At 45.0% G+C, this 18,515-nt stretch carries 11 protein-coding genes; 2 read left to right on the forward strand and 9 right to left on the reverse strand.

Annotated elements, in window-relative coordinates; all coding sequences use genetic code 11:
* Window positions 1–97 precede the first annotated feature (97 nt).
* Both rfbD and rfbC read right to left on the reverse strand, forming a co-directional pair.
* Window positions 98–970, reverse strand: coding sequence for a dTDP-4-dehydrorhamnose reductase (gene rfbD, locus QUA13_RS04840; RefSeq protein ID WP_333197042.1), 873 nt, complete (start codon window positions 968–970; stop codon window positions 98–100).
* A 2-nt stretch (window positions 971–972) separates the two neighbouring features.
* Window positions 973–1,518, reverse strand: coding sequence for a dTDP-4-dehydrorhamnose 3,5-epimerase (gene rfbC / locus QUA13_RS04845; RefSeq protein ID WP_333197044.1), 546 nt, complete (start codon window positions 1,516–1,518; stop codon window positions 973–975).
* 49 nt (window positions 1,519–1,567) lie between these two features.
* On the opposite strand from rfbC, the gene QUA13_RS04850 reads away from it, so the two are divergent.
* Window positions 1,568–2,257 (forward strand): methyltransferase domain-containing protein, encoded by a 690-nt coding sequence (locus QUA13_RS04850; RefSeq protein WP_333197046.1) that lies wholly within the window; start codon window positions 1,568–1,570, stop codon window positions 2,255–2,257.
* An 84-nt stretch (window positions 2,258–2,341) separates the two neighbouring features.
* Here the strand turns inward: QUA13_RS04850 and QUA13_RS04855 are convergent, their stop codons facing one another.
* The 7 genes from QUA13_RS04855 to QUA13_RS04885 form a co-directional block, all read right to left on the reverse strand.
* Window positions 2,342–3,406: an NAD-dependent epimerase/dehydratase family protein gene (locus QUA13_RS04855; RefSeq protein ID WP_333197047.1), complete on the reverse strand. Its 1,065-nt coding sequence runs from the start codon at window positions 3,404–3,406 to the stop codon at window positions 2,342–2,344.
* Window positions 3,399–4,160, reverse strand: coding sequence for a glycosyltransferase (locus QUA13_RS04860; protein WP_172186408.1), 762 nt, complete (start codon window positions 4,158–4,160; stop codon window positions 3,399–3,401). The genes QUA13_RS04855 and QUA13_RS04860 overlap by 8 nt, the downstream gene beginning before the upstream one ends.
* Window positions 4,161–4,163: 3 nt before the next feature.
* On the reverse strand, window positions 4,164–6,074 hold the full coding sequence (locus tag QUA13_RS04865) for a hypothetical protein (protein ID WP_333197049.1): 1,911 nt from the start codon (window positions 6,072–6,074) through the stop codon (window positions 4,164–4,166).
* A 208-nt stretch (window positions 6,075–6,282) separates the two neighbouring features.
* Complete coding sequence (locus tag QUA13_RS04870; RefSeq protein ID WP_333197051.1) at window positions 6,283–8,283, reverse strand: chromosome partitioning protein ParA; 2,001 nt, start codon at window positions 8,281–8,283, stop codon at window positions 6,283–6,285.
* Window positions 8,284–8,341: 58 nt separating this feature from the next.
* Entirely contained in the window at window positions 8,342–11,350 is a 3,009-nt protein-coding gene (locus QUA13_RS04875) for a peptidase domain-containing ABC transporter (RefSeq protein ID WP_333197053.1), read from the reverse strand.
* Window positions 11,351–11,483: 133 nt separating this feature from the next.
* Entirely contained in the window at window positions 11,484–12,233 is a 750-nt protein-coding gene (locus QUA13_RS04880; protein WP_333186091.1) for a peptidylprolyl isomerase, read from the reverse strand.
* A gap of 314 nt (window positions 12,234–12,547) precedes the next feature.
* Complete coding sequence (locus tag QUA13_RS04885; protein ID WP_333197055.1) at window positions 12,548–16,399, reverse strand: glycosyltransferase; 3,852 nt, start codon at window positions 16,397–16,399, stop codon at window positions 12,548–12,550.
* Window positions 16,400–16,768: 369 nt separating this feature from the next.
* Between QUA13_RS04885 and QUA13_RS04890 the strand changes: the two genes are divergently transcribed.
* A complete protein-coding gene (locus QUA13_RS04890) occupies window positions 16,769–18,442 on the forward strand; it encodes a methyltransferase domain-containing protein (protein WP_333197058.1) in 1,674 nt (557 codons plus the stop codon).
* Window positions 18,443–18,515 lie beyond the last annotated feature (73 nt).

The raw sequence follows: 18,515 nt of genomic DNA on the forward strand, positions 1-18,515 counted from the left end.
CTCTTGAACCAGAAACCCGGTTTCTTCCTGTCTGTCTAGTCGTCAAACCCAAGATGGCGGGCTGAAACCGGGTTTCTTTCTGTGGGTAAATCTTATTTCATTTCACTTCTCTTGCCAGCATTTTTCTGAGTCCTTGCCGCCAGTGGGGAGGATGCGTACCCATAAGTGCTGATATTTTCACCGTAGACAGAACCGAAAAAGCGGGACGTTTTGCGGGTGTCGGATATTCGGAGGTGGTGATGGGAATTACGCGCTGAACTTTTAAGGGAAAGCCTAGTTTTTCTGCTTCCTCAAAAATGGCGATCGCAAAATCGTACCAACTACAAACACCGCTGTTAGTGTACTGGTAAGTGCCAAAATTTTTTGGTTGTATTTGAGGAATTATCTGCGAAATTGCCTCCGCTAAATCCCCAGTCCAAGTAGGACTTCCGATCTGATCTGCTACTACTCGAATTTCTTCTCTTTCCTTTCCCAACCTCAGCATGGTTTTGACAAAGTTGCCTTTGCCACCGTTGCCGTAAACCCACGCGGTTCTAATAATAATATGTCGGTTCCCCGCTTTCCGAATTGCTTCCTCACCTGCTAATTTGGACTTGCCGTAATTTCCCAGCGGGTGCGTAGAATCTGTTTCCAGATAAGCAGAACCGTGGCTGCCGTCAAATACATAATCAGTAGAAAAGTGAATCAAACTTGCTCCCAGTTTTTCGCATTCTTCTGCAAAAATTCCCGGGGCAATACCGTTGACTGCGTGTGCTAATTCTGGTTCACTTTCCGCTTTGTCTACCGCAGTGTAAGCACCAGAATTGACGACTAAATCAGGTTGAATTTCAGCCATTGCCTGACGGATGCTTTCGGGTTGGGATAAGTCGAGGCGAGTGCGATCGAGCGCAATAACATCTCCCGAAGATAATAAAATCGGCTGCAATTCTTGAGCTAGCTGTCCGCTACCGCCTGCGAGTAAAATTTTCATGATCAAAACACTTGAGCTGTTTTCAACGTTTGTCCAGCTTGGTCTTTAGCTGATAAGATTGGTTGGGCACCATCTAGCGGCCAGTCGATCGCCAAATCGGGGTCATTCCACAGGATACACCGCTCGTGTGCCGGTGCATAGTAGTCTGTAGTTTTATACAAAACTTCAGCAGTCTCCGAAACCACTAAAAAACCGTGAGCAAATCCCGCCGGAACCCAAAATTGCCGTTTATTTTCTGCACTCACCAAACAGCCAACCCACTGCCCAAAAGTCGGCGAACTTTTTCTAATGTCCACCGCTACATCAAAGATTTCGCCAGCCACTACCCGCAGCAATTTGCCTTGAGGCTGCTGCATTTGGTAGTGCAAACCGCGCAGCACATTTTTAGAGGATTTGGAATGATTGTCTTGAACAAATTCGGCTGTCACGCCTGTTTTTTCGACAAAAGCTTTGTGATTGAAACTCTCAAAAAAGAAACCGCGATCGTCTCCGAAAATTTTCGGCTCAATTATCAGAACTTCCGGTATTTCGGTAGATATAACATTCATAGTTAGCTGTGAAAGTGATAAACTCATACTCTGTCTATGCTATTTTACTATGAAAGCCGACGCATATCTCAAAAAATTGTACGCCAATCGATTTGATTCTCGGCAAATGCAAGCAAAGGTGGCACTCTGGAAAGTTTTAATTGATGAGTTTTTACAAGATTATGTTCCTCCCGAATCAACTGTTTTAGATATTGGCGGTGGCTACTGCGAGTTTATAAATCAAATTATGGCTGAAAAAAAATATTTGATTGACCTCAATCCAGATTCAAAGTTATTTGCCAATCCTGATGTAAAAGTGCTGAACATTGATGTTTTAACTTTTGACGAGAAACCAGCTTTTAGCGAAGAATTTGATCGGATATTTATCTCTAACTTTTTTGAACATCTCCGCAATAAAGAAGAACTAATCCAAATTATCTCATTTTGTTTTGAGGCCCTTAAGCCAGGGGGTTCTCTCTTAGTTGTCCAACCAAATTTCAAATATTCTTTCAAAGAGTATTACGATTTTATCGATCATCAATTACCAATTACCCACTTATCGCTGCAAGAACTGTTACAAACCGTCGGGTTTGAAATCGACCTAATTATACCGAGATTTTTACCATTTTCGACTAAAGGCAGGCCGGCATCGCCCTGGCTTTTAAAAGTTTACTTAAAATTGCCTCTTTTGTGGCAATTTTTGGGAGGTCAAATGTTTGTTAAAGCATCGAAACAAAACCAGAGAGGTAGAGACTCATGACGCGCATTTCCCGTCCGATGCAGGCAGAGCGATACATCTGCGTTTATCCGCATTTATCCGCCTGCATCTGCGGTTAAAAAATCCCTACAAAATCGAACTTAAAACCACCTCATTAGCAGCAATCCAATCATAAATATCCTGCAAAGCCGCTTCCGGCCCAATAACAGGCTGCCACCCTGTTTTCTCCATCACCCTAGAAGAATCAGTAATAAAAATCGGAATATCCCCCGCGCGTTCCTCCAAAACGGGATTAATTAAAATCGATTTACCCGCAATTTTACGGCACAAATCAGTCGCCTCTACCAAAGAAAGACTGTTGCTCAAACCACCGCCAACGTTAAAAACTTCGCCGTCAAATTTAGCAAAATGTTCTAACTGATAATTAACTAAACTCAACAAATCTTCAACGTGCAGCAAATCCCTAACTTGCTTCCCGCTGCCGCCAAAACCGATATAACTCAGCGACTTTTGAAAATAGTGAGCAGCCACCCACAAACCGCAAACTCCCTGATCGACTTTACCCATTTGCCAAGCCCCGGTAATCAACCCGCAGCGGTTAATAATTGCCTGCACGTTGTATGCTTCCCTGTACTCCTCAATCAGCAATTCTGAAGCTAATTTAGTGGCTCCGTAAAGCGAACGGTGTCCTTTTAAAGGGAAGTCTTCTGATATGCCCAACTCGGATATACCGGGTAAAGTTTGCTCGGGGGCGATCGCAAATCTATTCGGCAACTCTAACAGCTTAACAGACTTGACACTGGCGATCGGATAAACCCGGCTCGTAGACAAAAACAGCAAACTCGCACCCGTTTGTCTCGCCAACTCCAAAACATTCACAGTGCCCAGTAAATTCGTTTGCAAAACGTACTGTGGCGAACTAAAACCAGCCAGCACAGAAGGTTCCGCAGCACAATCTATAATGCAGTCAGCATTCAGTGCAACTGGATCTAAATCTGCCACTGTGCGAATATCCCCGTAAACAAACTGAATCCCGCAACTTTTAAGCCGAGGCAGATTCAATTCTGAACCCCGGCGGCGCAGGTTATCTAAACAAATTATTTGCCATTCTGGGTGCAGTTTTTTCAGTCCAATTGCCAAACAACTGCCGATGAAACCCGCCCCGCCCACAATTAAAATTCTATCAGGCATTCACTTTTAATTTTGCTATCTTTCTAGTCCGGTGGTAGTCGCCGCGAGAGAGATGTTTTTCGAGCCAGACATACAAGACAATAAACAAATACCGACTCCCCATCTCTTTTATTTTCAGCTTAGAAATGCCGGCAGTCCGATTGTACCACCTCAAAGGAATCACCGTATAGGAAAAACCCCGGACAATTGCTTTTAAAGGCAGTTCCACTGTCAAATTAAAATGATGGCTCAAAATTGGTTGCACGCCTTCAATCACTTCTCTGCGGTAAATTTTAAAAGCATTGGTGACATCGCTGTACCGCAAGCCGAAAATACTTTTGACAAACCAGTTTGCTAAGCGGTTAATTGCTAACTTGTGAATTGGATAATCAACTATAAAGCCACCTTTGATAAAGCGGGAACCGAAAACGCAATCATATCCTTCTTGCAACTTGCGGTATCCTGCTACCAAATCTATCGGATCGTCGGAAGCATCCGCCATCACAATTGCCACAGCATCTCCGTCAAATTCCGCCAATCCCCGCCGCACGGCAAATCCGAAACCGTTGGGAGGTTGATTGTTGATGTATCTAACTGTGGGAAAAGTCTCTGACAACTCCTGGCAAATATCAATAGTTCGATCGACACTGTTGTCATTCACAATCAAGATTTCGTGCGGAATGCCTTCTAAATCAAGCGTCTGGGCGATCGCCCGCACAGTACCGTACAAACAGCCCTCCTCATTGTGGGCTGGTATAATCACAGAAATTTTCACTCCTCATCCTCCGCGCAACTGGACAAACTGGTTGTCAACAGGATTATACACCCAAGCTTTAATTTCGGTTTGGGCGATCGGCAAATTATTATCCGACAAATCAACAGCCCACCTTGCATTGTTGTACAACTCAGATGTTAAACTCTTAGCGATGTCGGGACTGTCCAAATTTACATAAGCGTTAGCAAAAAAAGATTGTCGAGCGCCGACAGATAGCAGTACAATATTCGGCTGTTTCAAATTTCCTGGCAAAACCGCCCAACCGGAAGCCTTGACAGCAGCATTTTTCTTGACAGTCACCGATTTATCGCTGGTTTGAGGTTTCTCTAAATAGCCGTAAACTTTCTCGGTATTAGAAATAAACTCTACATTTTTCGCGAACTTTCTCCAACCTATTTTGTCGATAATTGCCGCGCCTTCTCTCACCAGCCAAGTTTTTTTGCTCAGCACCCTCAAACAGCTTTCCGGCGAATTATCAAAAAAATCAGACTGTTCCAGATAGTTAATTAACTGCAAACAATCTTGAGCGCCTTGTTTGTAAAGAAGTGCCGTTCGAGATTGGGCGATCGCCTGTTGAGAATTAACAATAATTGTAGCAATTAACAGCCCTGCCAACATCCGATAAAAAAAATTGTAGTTGTGGTTTAACGTTGCTTTTGTTTCTTGATATTTACCTCGAACAAACAATTGCCCTAGCTGAACCAAAGCAATTAACAGCAAAATCGAATTCGTTGTATATCTCGACGATTCGAGCGCCTGAATCGCCCCAAATTCCGCCCTCCCAGCAGTAATAAACAGAGCCGATAAAATCGAAAAAAAACCGATTGACAGCCAAGGTAAAGCCTCGTGATTTTCACTAATATCATTCCTATTTGCCATTCCGAGGTACGAAGCAATCGCTGGGGCTGGAGATTGCTTCGCAGGGCTCGCAATGACGAAGAAATAGAATCCCAAAAATAAGAAAATTGCAAATATTAGCAAGCCAACCAGTGCAGAAATACCCGGAAAACGTACAAGTGGTGAACCCAACAAACTCAAAAAATAATCAATCACCACAAGTGGCTTGCTCAACAATGAAATAATACTTGCTTTCCGACTGGGATGATAATCAATTGAGTAAACAGCACAAGTTGCCACAAACAGCAGCATCCAGACAATAATTCTTTTTCTTTTCTGCGCGGCATTTCCTTCTAAAGCCGCTACAGCCGGAATTGCTGCTAACCAAGAAAGCAAACCTTGGGCTAGGGAAAAACTAGCAATAAAGCAGAAGACAGCAGCAATAGAGATTCTAATATAGTTAAGTACAGATATCGGGTAGGGACACGGCAGTGCCGTGTCCCTACTGTATTTCATCCGATTGAAAACCGCTATATTAGGCAATAATTTGTGATTTGAAACCAGCGCATAAACCGCAGCTACAAAACACAAATTTACAAAAAACCACGCTAATTGAAATCCCCAAAGCCAGTTTTCGTACTGAACTAGAGAGCAAAGCAAAATACAAGTTAAAATATTAGCTAAATGCCACAAATCATCCCCAACATTCTTAACTTGCATCGAGGATAACTTGTACATAGCAAGAAAAGTTATCGCAGCCAAACCTATGCTGAGACACAACTGATAATTAATATTCCATCGGGAAGCAAAAGCCAGCACCGCAATAATTATTTTCGGGAAAAGTATCCGGTGGTTGCTGTGCAAAGCCCAAAAATCGTTAAAAGTTACATTTCCCTGAGCTATTTTCTCAAAAAGGCTAGCTAACCTCCACTCGTCATCAACGGGAACGTTAACGCTAAAATTCGCTACAAATCCGATTAACAAGACAACAGGAATTAGATATAGAGTAAATAAAATAAATTTTTTCATTAATGTGCGATCGATTGCAGCCACAATTTTATACCAAGCTGCGCTCAATTTTTCTTTTAAGTAGGTCGCTCTAATTCTACTCGTTACCAGGCTCTGCCTGGTAACCCCGCGAGGATCTGCCTCCAATTTTCATGAAAGCTGGCGAGGCAGATCCTCTGGACATGGGTTCCCTGGCTCTTCCAGGGAACCAGTTACAATTAGTCCCCCTCTGGGAATTTGGTTGTGTAGTAGCGAATTCTGTTCGCCTCGAATCAACCTACTTAACAGTCTTGAACGTATCCAGTTTCCCAGTAAATCGGTTGATAAACATCTGCAAAACAGTCCGCTTGCCGATATTAATATTAGAACTCACGGACATTCCAGACTGCAAACCAACCTCCACTTCATTTGCCTTGCCCTTGTTCAAAACAAACTTCTGATTTTTGAGCTTAATTTTGGTTTTGAAAGCGTAGTATTTCCGCAGTTCAGTAGGAGGCTCAGCATCGCTGCTAATCTCTTTCACTTCACCCTCAGCAGTACCAAACTCCATAGCCGGGAAAGCTTCCACATTCACTTCCACAGGCACGCATTGGTATTTCGTCAAACCCAGTTTCTCTCTGTTAACTTCCTTCTCGGGACAAACGCAACTTTTACCTTTTTCGCAGTCAATCTTTTCTCCATCTAATTGTTTGCCGTGATACGGCTCCAATTTTTCCCGCTTCTGTCTCAAAGCATCCAATACCAGAGCCACATTGCTGTTTTCCAGGTAAACAACTGCTTCCAGACCGTTTTCGTCATCTAAAACCTTGAGCAGCTTTTCAGTTTGCTGCGCTTCGTAATAAGCTTCTTCGCATCGTTGTGGGCGCGGTTCGCCCGGTTTCAGCACCGAATTAATAATGGATTGGCATATCGGATCTTTCGCCATATCCAACTTAGCATTCTCCTTCTTAGAAGGTTTCAAATCGAAGATAACGCCCGATACCGGAGCCTTCATAACTTGAGTGTCGCGGGTTTGCTGCGCTTTTTCAAGTTGAGCATTAATTTCTGATAGCTTTTTCAGGTTTTCTACCTTGAAGCGACTTAGCTGAGAATCGCTGCTGGCAATTTGTTTCTGGTTTTCAGCAATTTTGGTGTAAAGTTCTTTTGCCCAGGAATCCTTGGTGTTTTTCAACTGTTCTTCGGCGCGGCTGATGGACTCCTGAAGGCGCGCTTGCTCTCCTTGCTGGCGCTGTATTTCAGCACTAATTTTTTGGATGTCACCTTGACGCGCGTTAATTTCACCTCGGCGCGTATTTATCTCACCTCGGCGCGTGTTAATTTCGCCTTTGCGGGCGTTGATTTCACCTTCGCGCTGCTTGATTTGATCTTGCTGTTTGAGAACGTCGCTTTGGCCTCTGAAAACATCTTGTTCCTGTTTTTCTTTTTGCAGTTCAGCGATCGCTCCTTGCTCTACCAGAGGGCCGAGTCTGCCTAGAATGTTTTGATTCGACTTCAATACTTGTTGGGATTTCGCTAACTGTTCGTCCGCCAAATCTCTCTGAGCCAGGGCAGATTTTACTTGCTCTTGCGAAGAACTTAACTGCTGCTGAGCATAATTTAATTGGTTCTGGGCAAAACCCAGTTGTTGCTGTGCTACGGTCATTTGATCGCCAGCGGCTTTCTCAGCATCCTGAGCTTGCTTCAGTTGTTTTTCCAACTCCTGAACTTGGCCTTGGGCTGCGGCTACGCGAGACAAAAATTCCGATCGATAATTAACATAAAGCCCTTGCTGAGCAGCATCAAAATTTCCGCTCGCTCCCCGATTGAGGTACAGCTCGTCAATCAAAGCTTGCAGCACTTGATTTTGTGCCGTGAGGCTCTGTCTGTCTTTGATAGTTGATTCTAGGCTTGAAGGAATAGGGCCTTGAATTTTGCCGTTAACCACATCTTCGTAAAATTTGTTTTCCTTTTCCAGAGCCTCTTTAGTTTTCTTAACAGAAGTTAAATCAGCACTGGATGCAAGGGGGTTAAAAGTGAGCAAAGGCTGGTTTTTTTCTACCCGATCGCCATTTTCAACGTGAACTCTCACCACAGCTCCTGTAGCAGGTGCTTGGATGTCTCTAGCACCATCTTTGAGTTCTAATTGACCGATAGCGGGGACAGCTTGCTCTACGCTAGCAAAATAAGCCCAAACTACAGCAGAAGTGGTCATCAGCATGATCATCCACAAAAACAAGTGCGACCAAATCGCTGGTTTTTCGAGAATGACTGGTTGCTCAGAAAGTATTAACGATTTCATAGCCATTTGTTAGTTCTCAGTTGTTAATTGTTAACGATCGGTTGCGAGTTGTTAGAGATCAGGTATTCGATGACTCTTGTTGTTGGAAGAGGCAGTAGTAACGCCCTTTAAGAGCCATTAATTCTTTATGAGTTCCCCGCTCGACTACAGAACCTTGATCCATCATAATAATTACATCAGCGTTTTGGATGGTAGTCAGGCGGTGAGTAATGAAAAACACCGTGCGGCCGGCGAAAGCTTCTGCTAAGTTATTGCAAACTTGGCGTTCGGAATGGTAGTCGAGGGCGCTTGTAGCTTCGTCCAAAATCAGCAGTTTCGGGTTTTGCAAAATCGTGCGGGCGATCGCCAAACGCTGCCTTTGACCCCCAGAAAGCGACGAACCCCGCTCTCCGACGATCGTATTGTACCCAGCAGGCAAGCCCATAATAAAATCGTGAGCCACCGCTAGTTTCGCAGCTCGCACAATCTCATCCGTACTCGCATCGGGATTGCTCAGAGCAATATTTTCTTGAACAGTACAGTTAAACAGCAAAGTATCTTGCAGCACCACCCCAAGTTGGCTGCGGAGCGAGTACAGTTCCACCTTGGCAATGTCGTACCCGTCAATAAAAATCCGGCCCGACAGTGGCGGATAAAGACGCTGTAACAGCTTCATCGCCGTACTTTTCCCGGAACCGCTTCCTCCCACAATTCCCACAAAACTGCCAGCGGGAAATTCCAAATTCACATTCGCCAGTTGCAGCGGCCCGCTTTCGAGAAATCTGAAGGAAACCTCCTCATAGGTAACCTGCCCTTGAATTGCCGGCAGCGGGATATTGCTCCGGTCTTCATCGCTGGTTTCCGTCGGCGTATCGACCACATCCTTAAGCATATCGATCGACATCGAGACTTCTTGGAAACTCTGCCACACGCTCACAAAACGCAGCAGCGAACCAGTCACGTTCCCGGAAATAATTCGGAAAGCAATCAACTGACCCAAAGTAATCTCATTTCCCAGTACCAAATAAGCTCCCACCCACAACTGAGCTAAGTTACCCACCTGGTTTAAAAAGCTGCTAATCGTACCGGCCGCAGTCCCCGTGATAATTGTTTTAAAACTGGCTGTAATGTATTTTGCGTAGCGGCTAGACCATTCCCAGCGGGATTTCAATTCAATATTTTGAGCCTTAACAGTTTGAATCCCGCTGACTACTTCCACTAGATAAGATTGAGAGTCAGCAAAACGCATATTTCTCTGTTTGATCAGGCGCAGCACCAGCGGATTGATAAGAACAATCATCAGCCCCAGTATCGGTACCACTGCCAAAGATACAAACGTTAGCTGCACGCTGTAGGAGAGCATCACGGCGACGTAAACCACCGAAAATACCGCATCGAGAACCACTGTCAGAGCTGTACTCGTCATGAATTCCCGAATCTGGCCCATCATGCTGAATTTGTAGACCAAATCTCCCACACGCCGATTGTCAAAGTAATTTTGGGGCAGCCGGAGCAAGTGGTCGATTACCTCCGCACTCAATTTGACATCGATGCGGTTTGAGGTATCTATAAACAAAAAGGTACGCAAACCGTTGAGCAGTCCTTCAAACAGGGCAACACCTAACAGAAATGCGCCCAAAATATCCAAGGTGTCGATGCTGCGCTGACCTAAGACTTTATCAATAATTACTTGGCTGATTAATGGGTTGGCAAGACCAAATAACTGTACAAAAAACGAGGCGAGCAACACCTCAAAAAACACTGTCTTGTGTTCCATGAGGGCCGGCACAAACCACCAGAAGCTGAACTGCTCTTTTTGTTCGACTTGCGGAGCTTGCAGCAGCAGGACTTCTCCTGATTCTCCCCAGATTTCTTTAAACTGAGGTATCCGCTTCCGCATCAGCCCCTGTTCGGGCGTGGCGAGCACCAATTCTTGCTCGGTGATGCTGTAAATAATGGCAAAGCTATCTTGCCATTTAATCATTACGGGGGCTTTGATGCGGTTGATGGCTTCTGCTGGCACTTGCGCCAATTGAGGCGTGAGGCCGATGCTTTGGGCGATCGCCCCGCAAGCTTGCATACTGATAGAACCAGCAGTTTTTAACTGATTTTCTAGAACTTTGCGGATGATATCTCGACGAAATTTGAGGCCGAAATACTTGCTCAACATCTGGAAGCAAGCTAGCGGGCTGTCTATCTGCCCTTTGGCGCGGAAAACTGGGTATCTCGCCGCATCCTTTGGTTGGTCGGTTTTGGGTTCTGGGGGACGGTCTGGACCGGGTAGAACCTCGATGAATTTTCCGCCGGGCGGATTCTGCCCTGGGCTTACTATGTCTGTCGTGCCATTTAATGAGTCTGTCTCGGGTTGGGGTTCTGGGGGTTCCCGGAAGCCGACTAAGCGGGCGCCGAGGCGGCCTTCTATTTTTAAGGATTTGGCTGCGTTTTCCACAGAGAAGCGGCTGCCGGTGGGAAAGTCGCCCAATACGCCGCTGCTGACGAGCCAAATTCGATCGGCATCTAGCTCTTTGGCGAGGTCTTGAGTTTTTTTGTTGCCGTTTGGCACGTTGACAACTTTCGCATCTTGCCAAGCTTGCAGGGTGAGTTCCTTGAGATTGGAAGTGCCGTCGGCTTGGCGCTGCAACTCCAGGCTCAACAGTTCAAATACTTCGCTCAAGGAACAGTGTTCGCGAAAAGCTTCTCCAAATGTCGGCTGTTTTTCCAGTACGCTCAGGAAATCTTCGGCAGGTAGGACGATCGCAATCACATCTGTAGAAGCGATGGCGGTTTCGCAGGGAACTCCCCTGAGCAAGCCAGCCCAGCCGAGAATTTCCTGCGACTGCACCAACCGCAAACTTACGTGACGCTGCGAGCGCTGGTCAAAGCCCAGCAGCCGGGCCTGGCCTTGATAAATAATTGCCACCTGAGTCGGCATTTTTTCCCGTTCAAACAGCGGTTGCCCCGTCCGGTAGCCTAGGAGTTGGCATTTAGCCACTAAGGCTGACAGAGCCGTCTCAGAGAGTCGGTCAAAGGGAGGTGTTTTAGCTAGGAAATCCTGAATCTGGGAGAGGGAAACAGCGGAAGAAGTCATCCGATTTTAGATTTTAGATTTTAGATTTTAGATTTGAATCCACAGATGAATCCGGAGGCTTTTTGTCAAGATGCTACGCTTTTTAAAGTCTCCACGGGTAAATCCGGGGGCCCCAGAGCAAAATTGCTTTCGGTCATGATATTGAAGACACGGAAGAGAGGGGCTGTAGCGGGCCTATTTGCGATATCTGTTCGGCGAGCCAGCTTTCAAAGAGTTCGTTAATCAAGTGCAGCCGCATCGATTCATCGAGCTGGGCCGGCATGAACTTTTCTAGTCGAATAATTACCATCCATTCTGCCAGAGGACGCGGCGTCCAGAGTTGATTTGGCTGGCTGACGGACAAAAGTTTGCTGATTGCCGGGTGGGGCTGCGAGAGGGGTACTGGACCCAACAAGCCGCCGGACTTGGACTCCGGCCCTTCGGAAAAGTCGCGTGCCACTTCAGCAAAGGTTTGTTCCCCTTCGAGGATGCGAAAGTAAAGTTCGTTTGCCAGTGCTGGATTTTTGGTGCGCACCAGGGAATAGACTACGTGGTCTAGGCTGGCTTTGCGGGTTAAAAAATAATTATCTACTTTAGGTCTCCAAGTGGCTTGCTTAAATTTTTCGATCAGCAAGGGCCTAACGGCCATCTCTTGAAGTTCTTCTTCCGTCATGTTTTGGCTGCGCAGCCAAGCTTCTTTGGCTTCGGGGGCGGTCAGTTGGTGTTGTGCCAGAAAGTTCTCGACGGCGGATTGGCGTTCTTCGTCGCTGCAACTAAAGGATGCGATCGCTTGGTCTACTATTACACCCCGCAAGAATTGTGGCATCAACTGGTACCGCTTCAGGAGCGATGGCATATCCTGAGCTTGCAGTAATTTATCGCCTATTTGAAAAAGTCCTGTCATTTTTTTATCTCCAACTGACTTGCGCTTCCCCTTTTAATTTAGCTGTGGCAGGAAAAGAGCGACAACCACTAACCCCTCGATTCCCCGATGATAGCAGACCGTCAGCGGGCTAGCGCTATTGCTGTCTATTTCTTGACGCTCTGCCTAGCGAGGGGTTCCCCGCGTGTCTCACAATGGTAGTGGAATAAGGCGAGAGTGGGATCGGGCGAGAGTGGAAAAATCTTTCTTCTGCCATCTTCCTTCTTATCTCAACATCCATCCGTTAAATCCGTTAAAACCCGTATACTGCTTCGTCGCCGAACTTCCTTCTTCCTTCACTCTCGGAATAGTCTTTCAAACAGTGTTCCGAGTTGGGTCGAGCAAGCGCGACTGTCGAGATATTTGGGGTTTGTCGCCATTTTTTGCTGGATTCGATCGCGGTAGTGCCGGCGCAGTTCTGGGTTGTTTCCCAATGCTGTACTCAGCTCTAAATAAGAGTTCTCGCTGTTTGCTACCAGTTCCGGAAGTAGCAGTTCTTCGAGCACTGCGGCTGATTGTCGCGATCGAGTTGTTTGCCCTTTTCTTACCACTACAGGCAACCCTGCCAACAGCGGTTCTGCTAAGGAGCAAGCACTGCTGTATGGATAGGTGTCTAAATATATATCAGCTAATTCCAGACATTTTATGCAATCTGCGCGAGATGGCAGCGCTTTAATCACAACTAAGCGCTTTTTGTCAATGCCAAATTCCGCAAATAGCGATCGAATTTGTTTGTAAAAAAGTACCGTCGGATAGTTTTCATTGCGGGAACTAAAGGGATACAAAACTAAAAGAGAATTCGGTACGGCAGCAATAATTTTTGCCCAAGTTTTTCTCAATTCTGGGATAATTGTAAAAGCTGGAGCGCCTGACATTAACACTACAGATTCGTCGGTGGCTCCCCAACTCCTGCGAGTCGGTTCAACGGTCGCAGGTGCTGATGCTACAGTATAGCTTAAACAAACTCCCGAGCCTTTTAAAGTAATTAATTTTTCGCGATACTCTGCAGCAGCACCTGCGGGCAATGTCAAATCTCCGGCAATGAAATAATCGATATTTCGGGCGCCGGTAGTGGCGGGGGTTGATGCACCGGTAGCTATTTGCACTCGCGCAAGCCGGTGCAAGCACAGCAGGGCGCTTGGTTGGGCAGTGTCGGTAGTATTGGTGCAGATTAGCAGAATATCTAAATCGTGCGATCGAATTTCTCGGACTTGATTTGGCAAATCTTCTGACAGTTGCACCAGTTTGTCGGCGCAATTTTCGCAATATTTCCCCAGTCGCTCGTCTTGTACCTGAGAATGATACACGATAATTTCAAATTTGCTTCTGTCTAAATATTCAAAACTCGCAATTGCAGCACGATTCTCGGATTTATTATTAATTTTATCTAGTAAAAAACCTACTCTAATTTTAGTTTTTTCAGATTTTATATTAGCATGATTCCAGTCTATTTGACAGCCGATATTTTTCAAATGATATTCCAAAATACCAGCTCGCTGGGTCAATATATCGAACAAATTTGCCTCGCTCAAGTACAAAGCTTTGAAGCTAACATTTTGCGTCATAAATGCCGCTAAATAACGCCAAACTTCCGCATCGGGAAAACTGGCGATATTAGCAGCGACGTACTTGATTAGCTGCTGGAAATATTCAGAGTACCTTTCAACTTCCCACTTTTCTTGAAAATAACTGGGAGACTGAAATAAGAATGTCAGAAAATCGTCAAAAAACCACTGAGGAATCGCTGCATTTTTATACTCTAGCGGCAACTGATAAGCGTCGCAGTACAGCATCGCTGCAAGGGGATATTGAATCTTCTCGGCAATTTCCCCTCGTTCAGCAAGTTTCGAGGATAACTGCTGGACAAAACTTTGTTCTGACTCAGTTAAAGTTTCATTTTTGAGACCGCTATCTAGTAGCAACTTATGAGCTTGCCCCGCTTCTTGCGAGTAAGCACTTTCAAATTTTTCCGCTGGCAAATTCAGCCAATTTCTAGCTATCTGTTGGCGGTATTGCCGCAGTTGCGCGAGAATAGACTGGTTTGATGGCGATTTTTTGTACTGCTCAACCAGTGCTGACAAGTCAGATATACGAGGCTGGGTTCTTAATGCCAATTTGTGGCGAATTGTCTGTTTGATTTGTTTATTCAGGAATCTGTAATCAGGACTATTTAGTAGTTTATTGTAAAATCTGACTACATCCTTATGATTTTCCCCAGCAGCGAAGTTTTTCCAAGTTTGTTGTTCGGGATGAATCCGCAGTGACGACAGTTTTTCGTCTACAAACCCGATGTGATAATTCCCCATGATGCGCCACCACATATCTAAGTCTACATACTGAGATAATCCCGAATCAAATAATCCTATTTCGGTAAAAACTCGGGCCGCAATTAAGACGGTACTCGGTTCGCCGATTTTGTTGATGGGGTTGCTCAAGCAGTTAGTATCTGCCAGTAATTCTTTTCCTGGCTGAATAGATTTTAACTTCGCCCAACTTTTATGCAAATCTTTAATTGATTGGGAAGCTCTCCGCAAAATCGGGTTAGATTCATCTTCAGCTATGGTGATGCCGCGCGGGGAGAAAACCATACCTATTTTTGAGTTTTGCTGAGCGACTGCAACCATTTTTTCAATACATTCTGGTGCTAGCAAGTCGTCTTGAAATAGAAATTTAATGTATTGACCTTTTGCTTGGGATATGCAAAAGTTCCAGTTTTGTGATAAGCCGTAGTTGCGGTGCAGTACGATGCGGAAATCGACTGAGGTTTGTAATTGGAATGATTGGGCGATCGCAATTGTTTCGTCTGTGGAGCCGTCGTCGGATATAATCAGTTCTATGTTAGGGTAGGTTTGGGCCAAAGCACTTTTGATTGCTTCCCCAATAAATGCTTCTCCGTTGTATGTCGGAATGCAAATGCTAACCTTCGGCTGCTCGTTTGGCAGTTCTCCTTTTGATTGACTTTGTTGCTTTGATTGTGGCAAGTTAGGCCTAATTTTGGCAGAGTTCGCTTTGGCTGTTCCTGACACAGGTATGCTTTGAAAGTTATCGGTAATCTCGGCAATATATTCGAGACGTTTTCTAATTTTATTACCTGTAACTTGGGGCTTGAGTAAAGTCTTAATTTCCTCAGCAGCTATCGCTCCAATTTGTTTAGCTTCCCGGTAATTGTTGAAGACGTACCGCATTAAATCAGCAGCGTGTTCGACATCCGCTTCTGCCCAAACATTGCCTTTTTTGTAAGGTCCGCAATCTTTCTCAATTGGGATTAACTTATACTTGACTAAATAGCTGTTGCCGACATTCATAAATTCTGTATTTGATGAATAGCCTGTGGCAATTACCGGTTTGCCGTAAAACATGGCTTCAGCCATTGTTAAGCCAAATCCTTCGCAGCGGTGCAGGGATAGATAACAGTCGCACTTGTACAGCAAACCGTTTATTTCATCTTTGGACAAATAGCCGTCTAGATGTTTGATATTTGAACAATTTTCTAGGGCAGAATTTAACAATTTTTGCTGCTCAATATTTTTGTCTGAGTTGGAAGATTTGAGAATTAACAATAAGCGGTCATCTTCGCCAAAAGCTTGTTTAAATGCTTGAATGGCAGCTAAAGGATTTTTGCGCTCGATGCGGCTGGAAAAGTCGAACACAAACAAGAAAATAAATTTATCTTTAGGTAAATTCAGTGCTTCTCTGCTAAGGGAAGGTGCGGGGAGAGCAATACTGGGCATGATTTTGATAACGGGAATTGGCGAGATTGCGGAAATTGCCTCGGCGCAATAGTTGCTATAAGTCCATATTTCGTGAAAGTGATTAAAGGCTGGCTGCCATTCAGGGGGAAATGCGGGAAGTTCCCAGGCCCAAAAGCCGATATTGTATTTATTTTCAAAATAGCTGGAACCTGTATGTTTGATAAAGGTTGCAACTTCATCGGCGTTGACTTGAATTAAGTTTACGGGATGGGGATTGTCTTGGCTAAAGTTTTGATATGTGGTGTCTTGTTTGCGGTGGGGACTGCGGGTAAAATTGTTTATATTGAAAGGAATGTTGGCGGCTTCTGTGGCTCTGATGTTGGCTCGGACACCTTCTCCTATGCCAAATTCGCCGTTGATGTAGCCGGCGATGTTAATTCCTAGATTGTGATTCATAGTTTATAATGTATTCAGCAAATTGTTGTGTAGATTTATGGGGAAAAAGCAGAATTAATGGAGTTACTCAATTGCGCTAAAGGAGGGTAAAAGTTGAGAATAAATTATAATTTTGCTCAATATTTGCTAAGATATAACAATCCTTGCAGGATGGGCGAACAAGATTGAATGAACTGCAAAGGGCGCAGAGAACGCAGAGGAAGAAAAGATAGGTAAGAGAAAGAGTTGGCAACAGAAAATTTGGTGCTTGACAAATGTGCCGATCGCTATTGTATACTGGCATCGCAATGCTAACCTTCGGTTGGTCGTCTGTTGGCATGGGTTGCTCGGTTTTATTTTACGATAAACTAATCAGGAATTTTAGAGAAAGTGATCGATCGCGCCAACCACGACCTGTTGAAGCTGCTACCGCCGGATGCTAAAGTCATTGTTGAAATTGGCTGCGGTACGGGCTCGACAGGCGAACAGTACAAGCTGATCAATCCCCATTGTCAGTATATTGGCATTGAATGCGATCGAGAAAAAGCTAAAATTGCGGTCGATCGGCTAAACTGGGTGACGGTAGCCAATATTGAAGAAATTTCCATCGAAAGTCTCGACATCGCTCCAGGAACCGTCGATTGTTTGCTTTTTGGCGACTTGCTACCCTACCTCAAAAATCCCTGGGATATCCTCAAGCAGTACAGTGCTTTGCTGAATCGAGAGGGGCAAATTCTCGCTAGAATCCCCAATGTTCAATACTGGCGGCGAATTGTCAATCTGCTGCGAGGACATTGGGAAAATGCCGACAGCAAGATGCAGCACTGGTTTACTCTAGAAAGTATTAAATCACTATTTGCTCAAGCAGGATTGCAGGTTTATGAATTTCAAGGAAAGGGACACAAAACCGAAAATTTTGTCCGCTTTCAGGAATTGCTGCATCCAATGGTAAAGGCTTTAGAGCTCACATCAAGCAGTTTTGCTACGGAAACAGGTGCTGAATATTATATCGTGCGATCGACCAAATCGACCGTACCTGCGCGCAGACTGCTGATTCAGACTATCATTATGGCTCCTACAGGGTGCGATCGCGTGCGAGTTTTGGAACCGGACAAATTTAGCGCCACAATTCCCGGCGTCCGCACCGTATCCGGCGTGAAAGCAGCAGAATTAATTCCGCCACTGTCTGGAGAAGAAAAAGTCTTCATCTGGCAGCGGACAATCATGCAATATCCCGGCTATATTCCCCAACTCAAAGAACTGCTGCAACAAGACTATTTAATAGTAGCTGAAATTGACGATAATCCCGTCCGCCGCCGCGAATACGCCGACAATAATTACCTCAGCTATCGCGGCTGTCACTGCGTTCAAACTTCTACAGAACCCCTCGCAAAAATTTTGCGGTATTACAATCCCAATGTTGCCGTATTTCCCAATCAATTAGCTTATCTACCTCCGCCGCGAATTTATCCGGCAGAAGATACAGTCACAATTTTTTTTGGTGCGCTCAACCGCGAAAAAGATTGGCAGCCGATTATGCCAGCGTTAAATCGAGTTTTAGTCGCACACAAACACCAGATTCGAGTTAAAGTAATCCACGATCGCAGATTTTTTGAAGCTTTAAAAATACAGCAAAAAGAATTTGAACCATTTTGCAGTTACGAACGGTATCAAGAAATCATGTACAGTTGCGATATCGCTTTGCTGCCGCTCGTTCCCAACCCGGTTAACGAAATGAAATCCGACTTAAAATTTATTGAATGTGCAGCGCGGGGAGTAGCGGTGCTGGCAAGTCCCACCGTGTACGAACATTCGATTGTCGAAGGTGAAACCGGATTGATTTATAGATATGAAAAAGAGTTTGAGATTAAGCTAAATTCGCTGATTTCTGACACTTCTATGCGTCGGAAAATAGCCGCGAATGCTTACGAATGGGTGCGCGACAACCGCTTGCTGTGCGGACACTACCGGCAGCGACGAGATTGGTACTTACAAATGCGGGACGAGTTGCCGCGTTTAAATGCTGAGTTGCGCGATCGCCTGCCGGAGTTATTTGGTGGCTAAATGCGGTAAGATTTATAGGGTTATTGTGCGATCGTTCTGTTTAATTGTTTAATTGTTTAATTTTTAATTGTTA

The sequence above is a fragment of the Microcoleus sp. S28C3 genome (genome assembly GCF_036700785.1).
GTDB classification, from domain to species: domain Bacteria; phylum Cyanobacteriota; class Cyanobacteriia; order Cyanobacteriales; family Microcoleaceae; genus Microcoleus; species Microcoleus asticus.

Excerpts from the sequence above, each read along its gene's own strand:
- QUA13_RS04855 (WP_333197047.1), bottom strand. The coding sequence starts at position 3,406 with ATGCCTGATAGAATTTTAATTGTGGGCGGGGCGGGTTTCATCGGCAGT.
- rfbC (WP_333197044.1), bottom strand. The coding sequence starts at position 1,518 with ATGAATGTTATATCTACCGAAATACCGGAAGTTCTGATAATTGAGCCG.
- rfbD (WP_333197042.1), bottom strand. The coding sequence starts at position 970 with ATGAAAATTTTACTCGCAGGCGGTAGCGGACAGCTAGCTCAAGAATTG.
- QUA13_RS04875 (WP_333197053.1), bottom strand. The coding sequence starts at position 11,350 with ATGACTTCTTCCGCTGTTTCCCTCTCCCAGATTCAGGATTTCCTAGCT.
- QUA13_RS04885 (WP_333197055.1), bottom strand. The coding sequence starts at position 16,399 with ATGAATCACAATCTAGGAATTAACATCGCCGGCTACATCAACGGCGAA.
- QUA13_RS04850 (WP_333197046.1), top strand. The coding sequence starts at position 1,568 with ATGAAAGCCGACGCATATCTCAAAAAATTGTACGCCAATCGATTTGAT.
- QUA13_RS04870 (WP_333197051.1), bottom strand. The coding sequence starts at position 8,283 with ATGAAATCGTTAATACTTTCTGAGCAACCAGTCATTCTCGAAAAACCA.
- QUA13_RS04880 (WP_333186091.1), bottom strand. The coding sequence starts at position 12,233 with ATGACAGGACTTTTTCAAATAGGCGATAAATTACTGCAAGCTCAGGAT.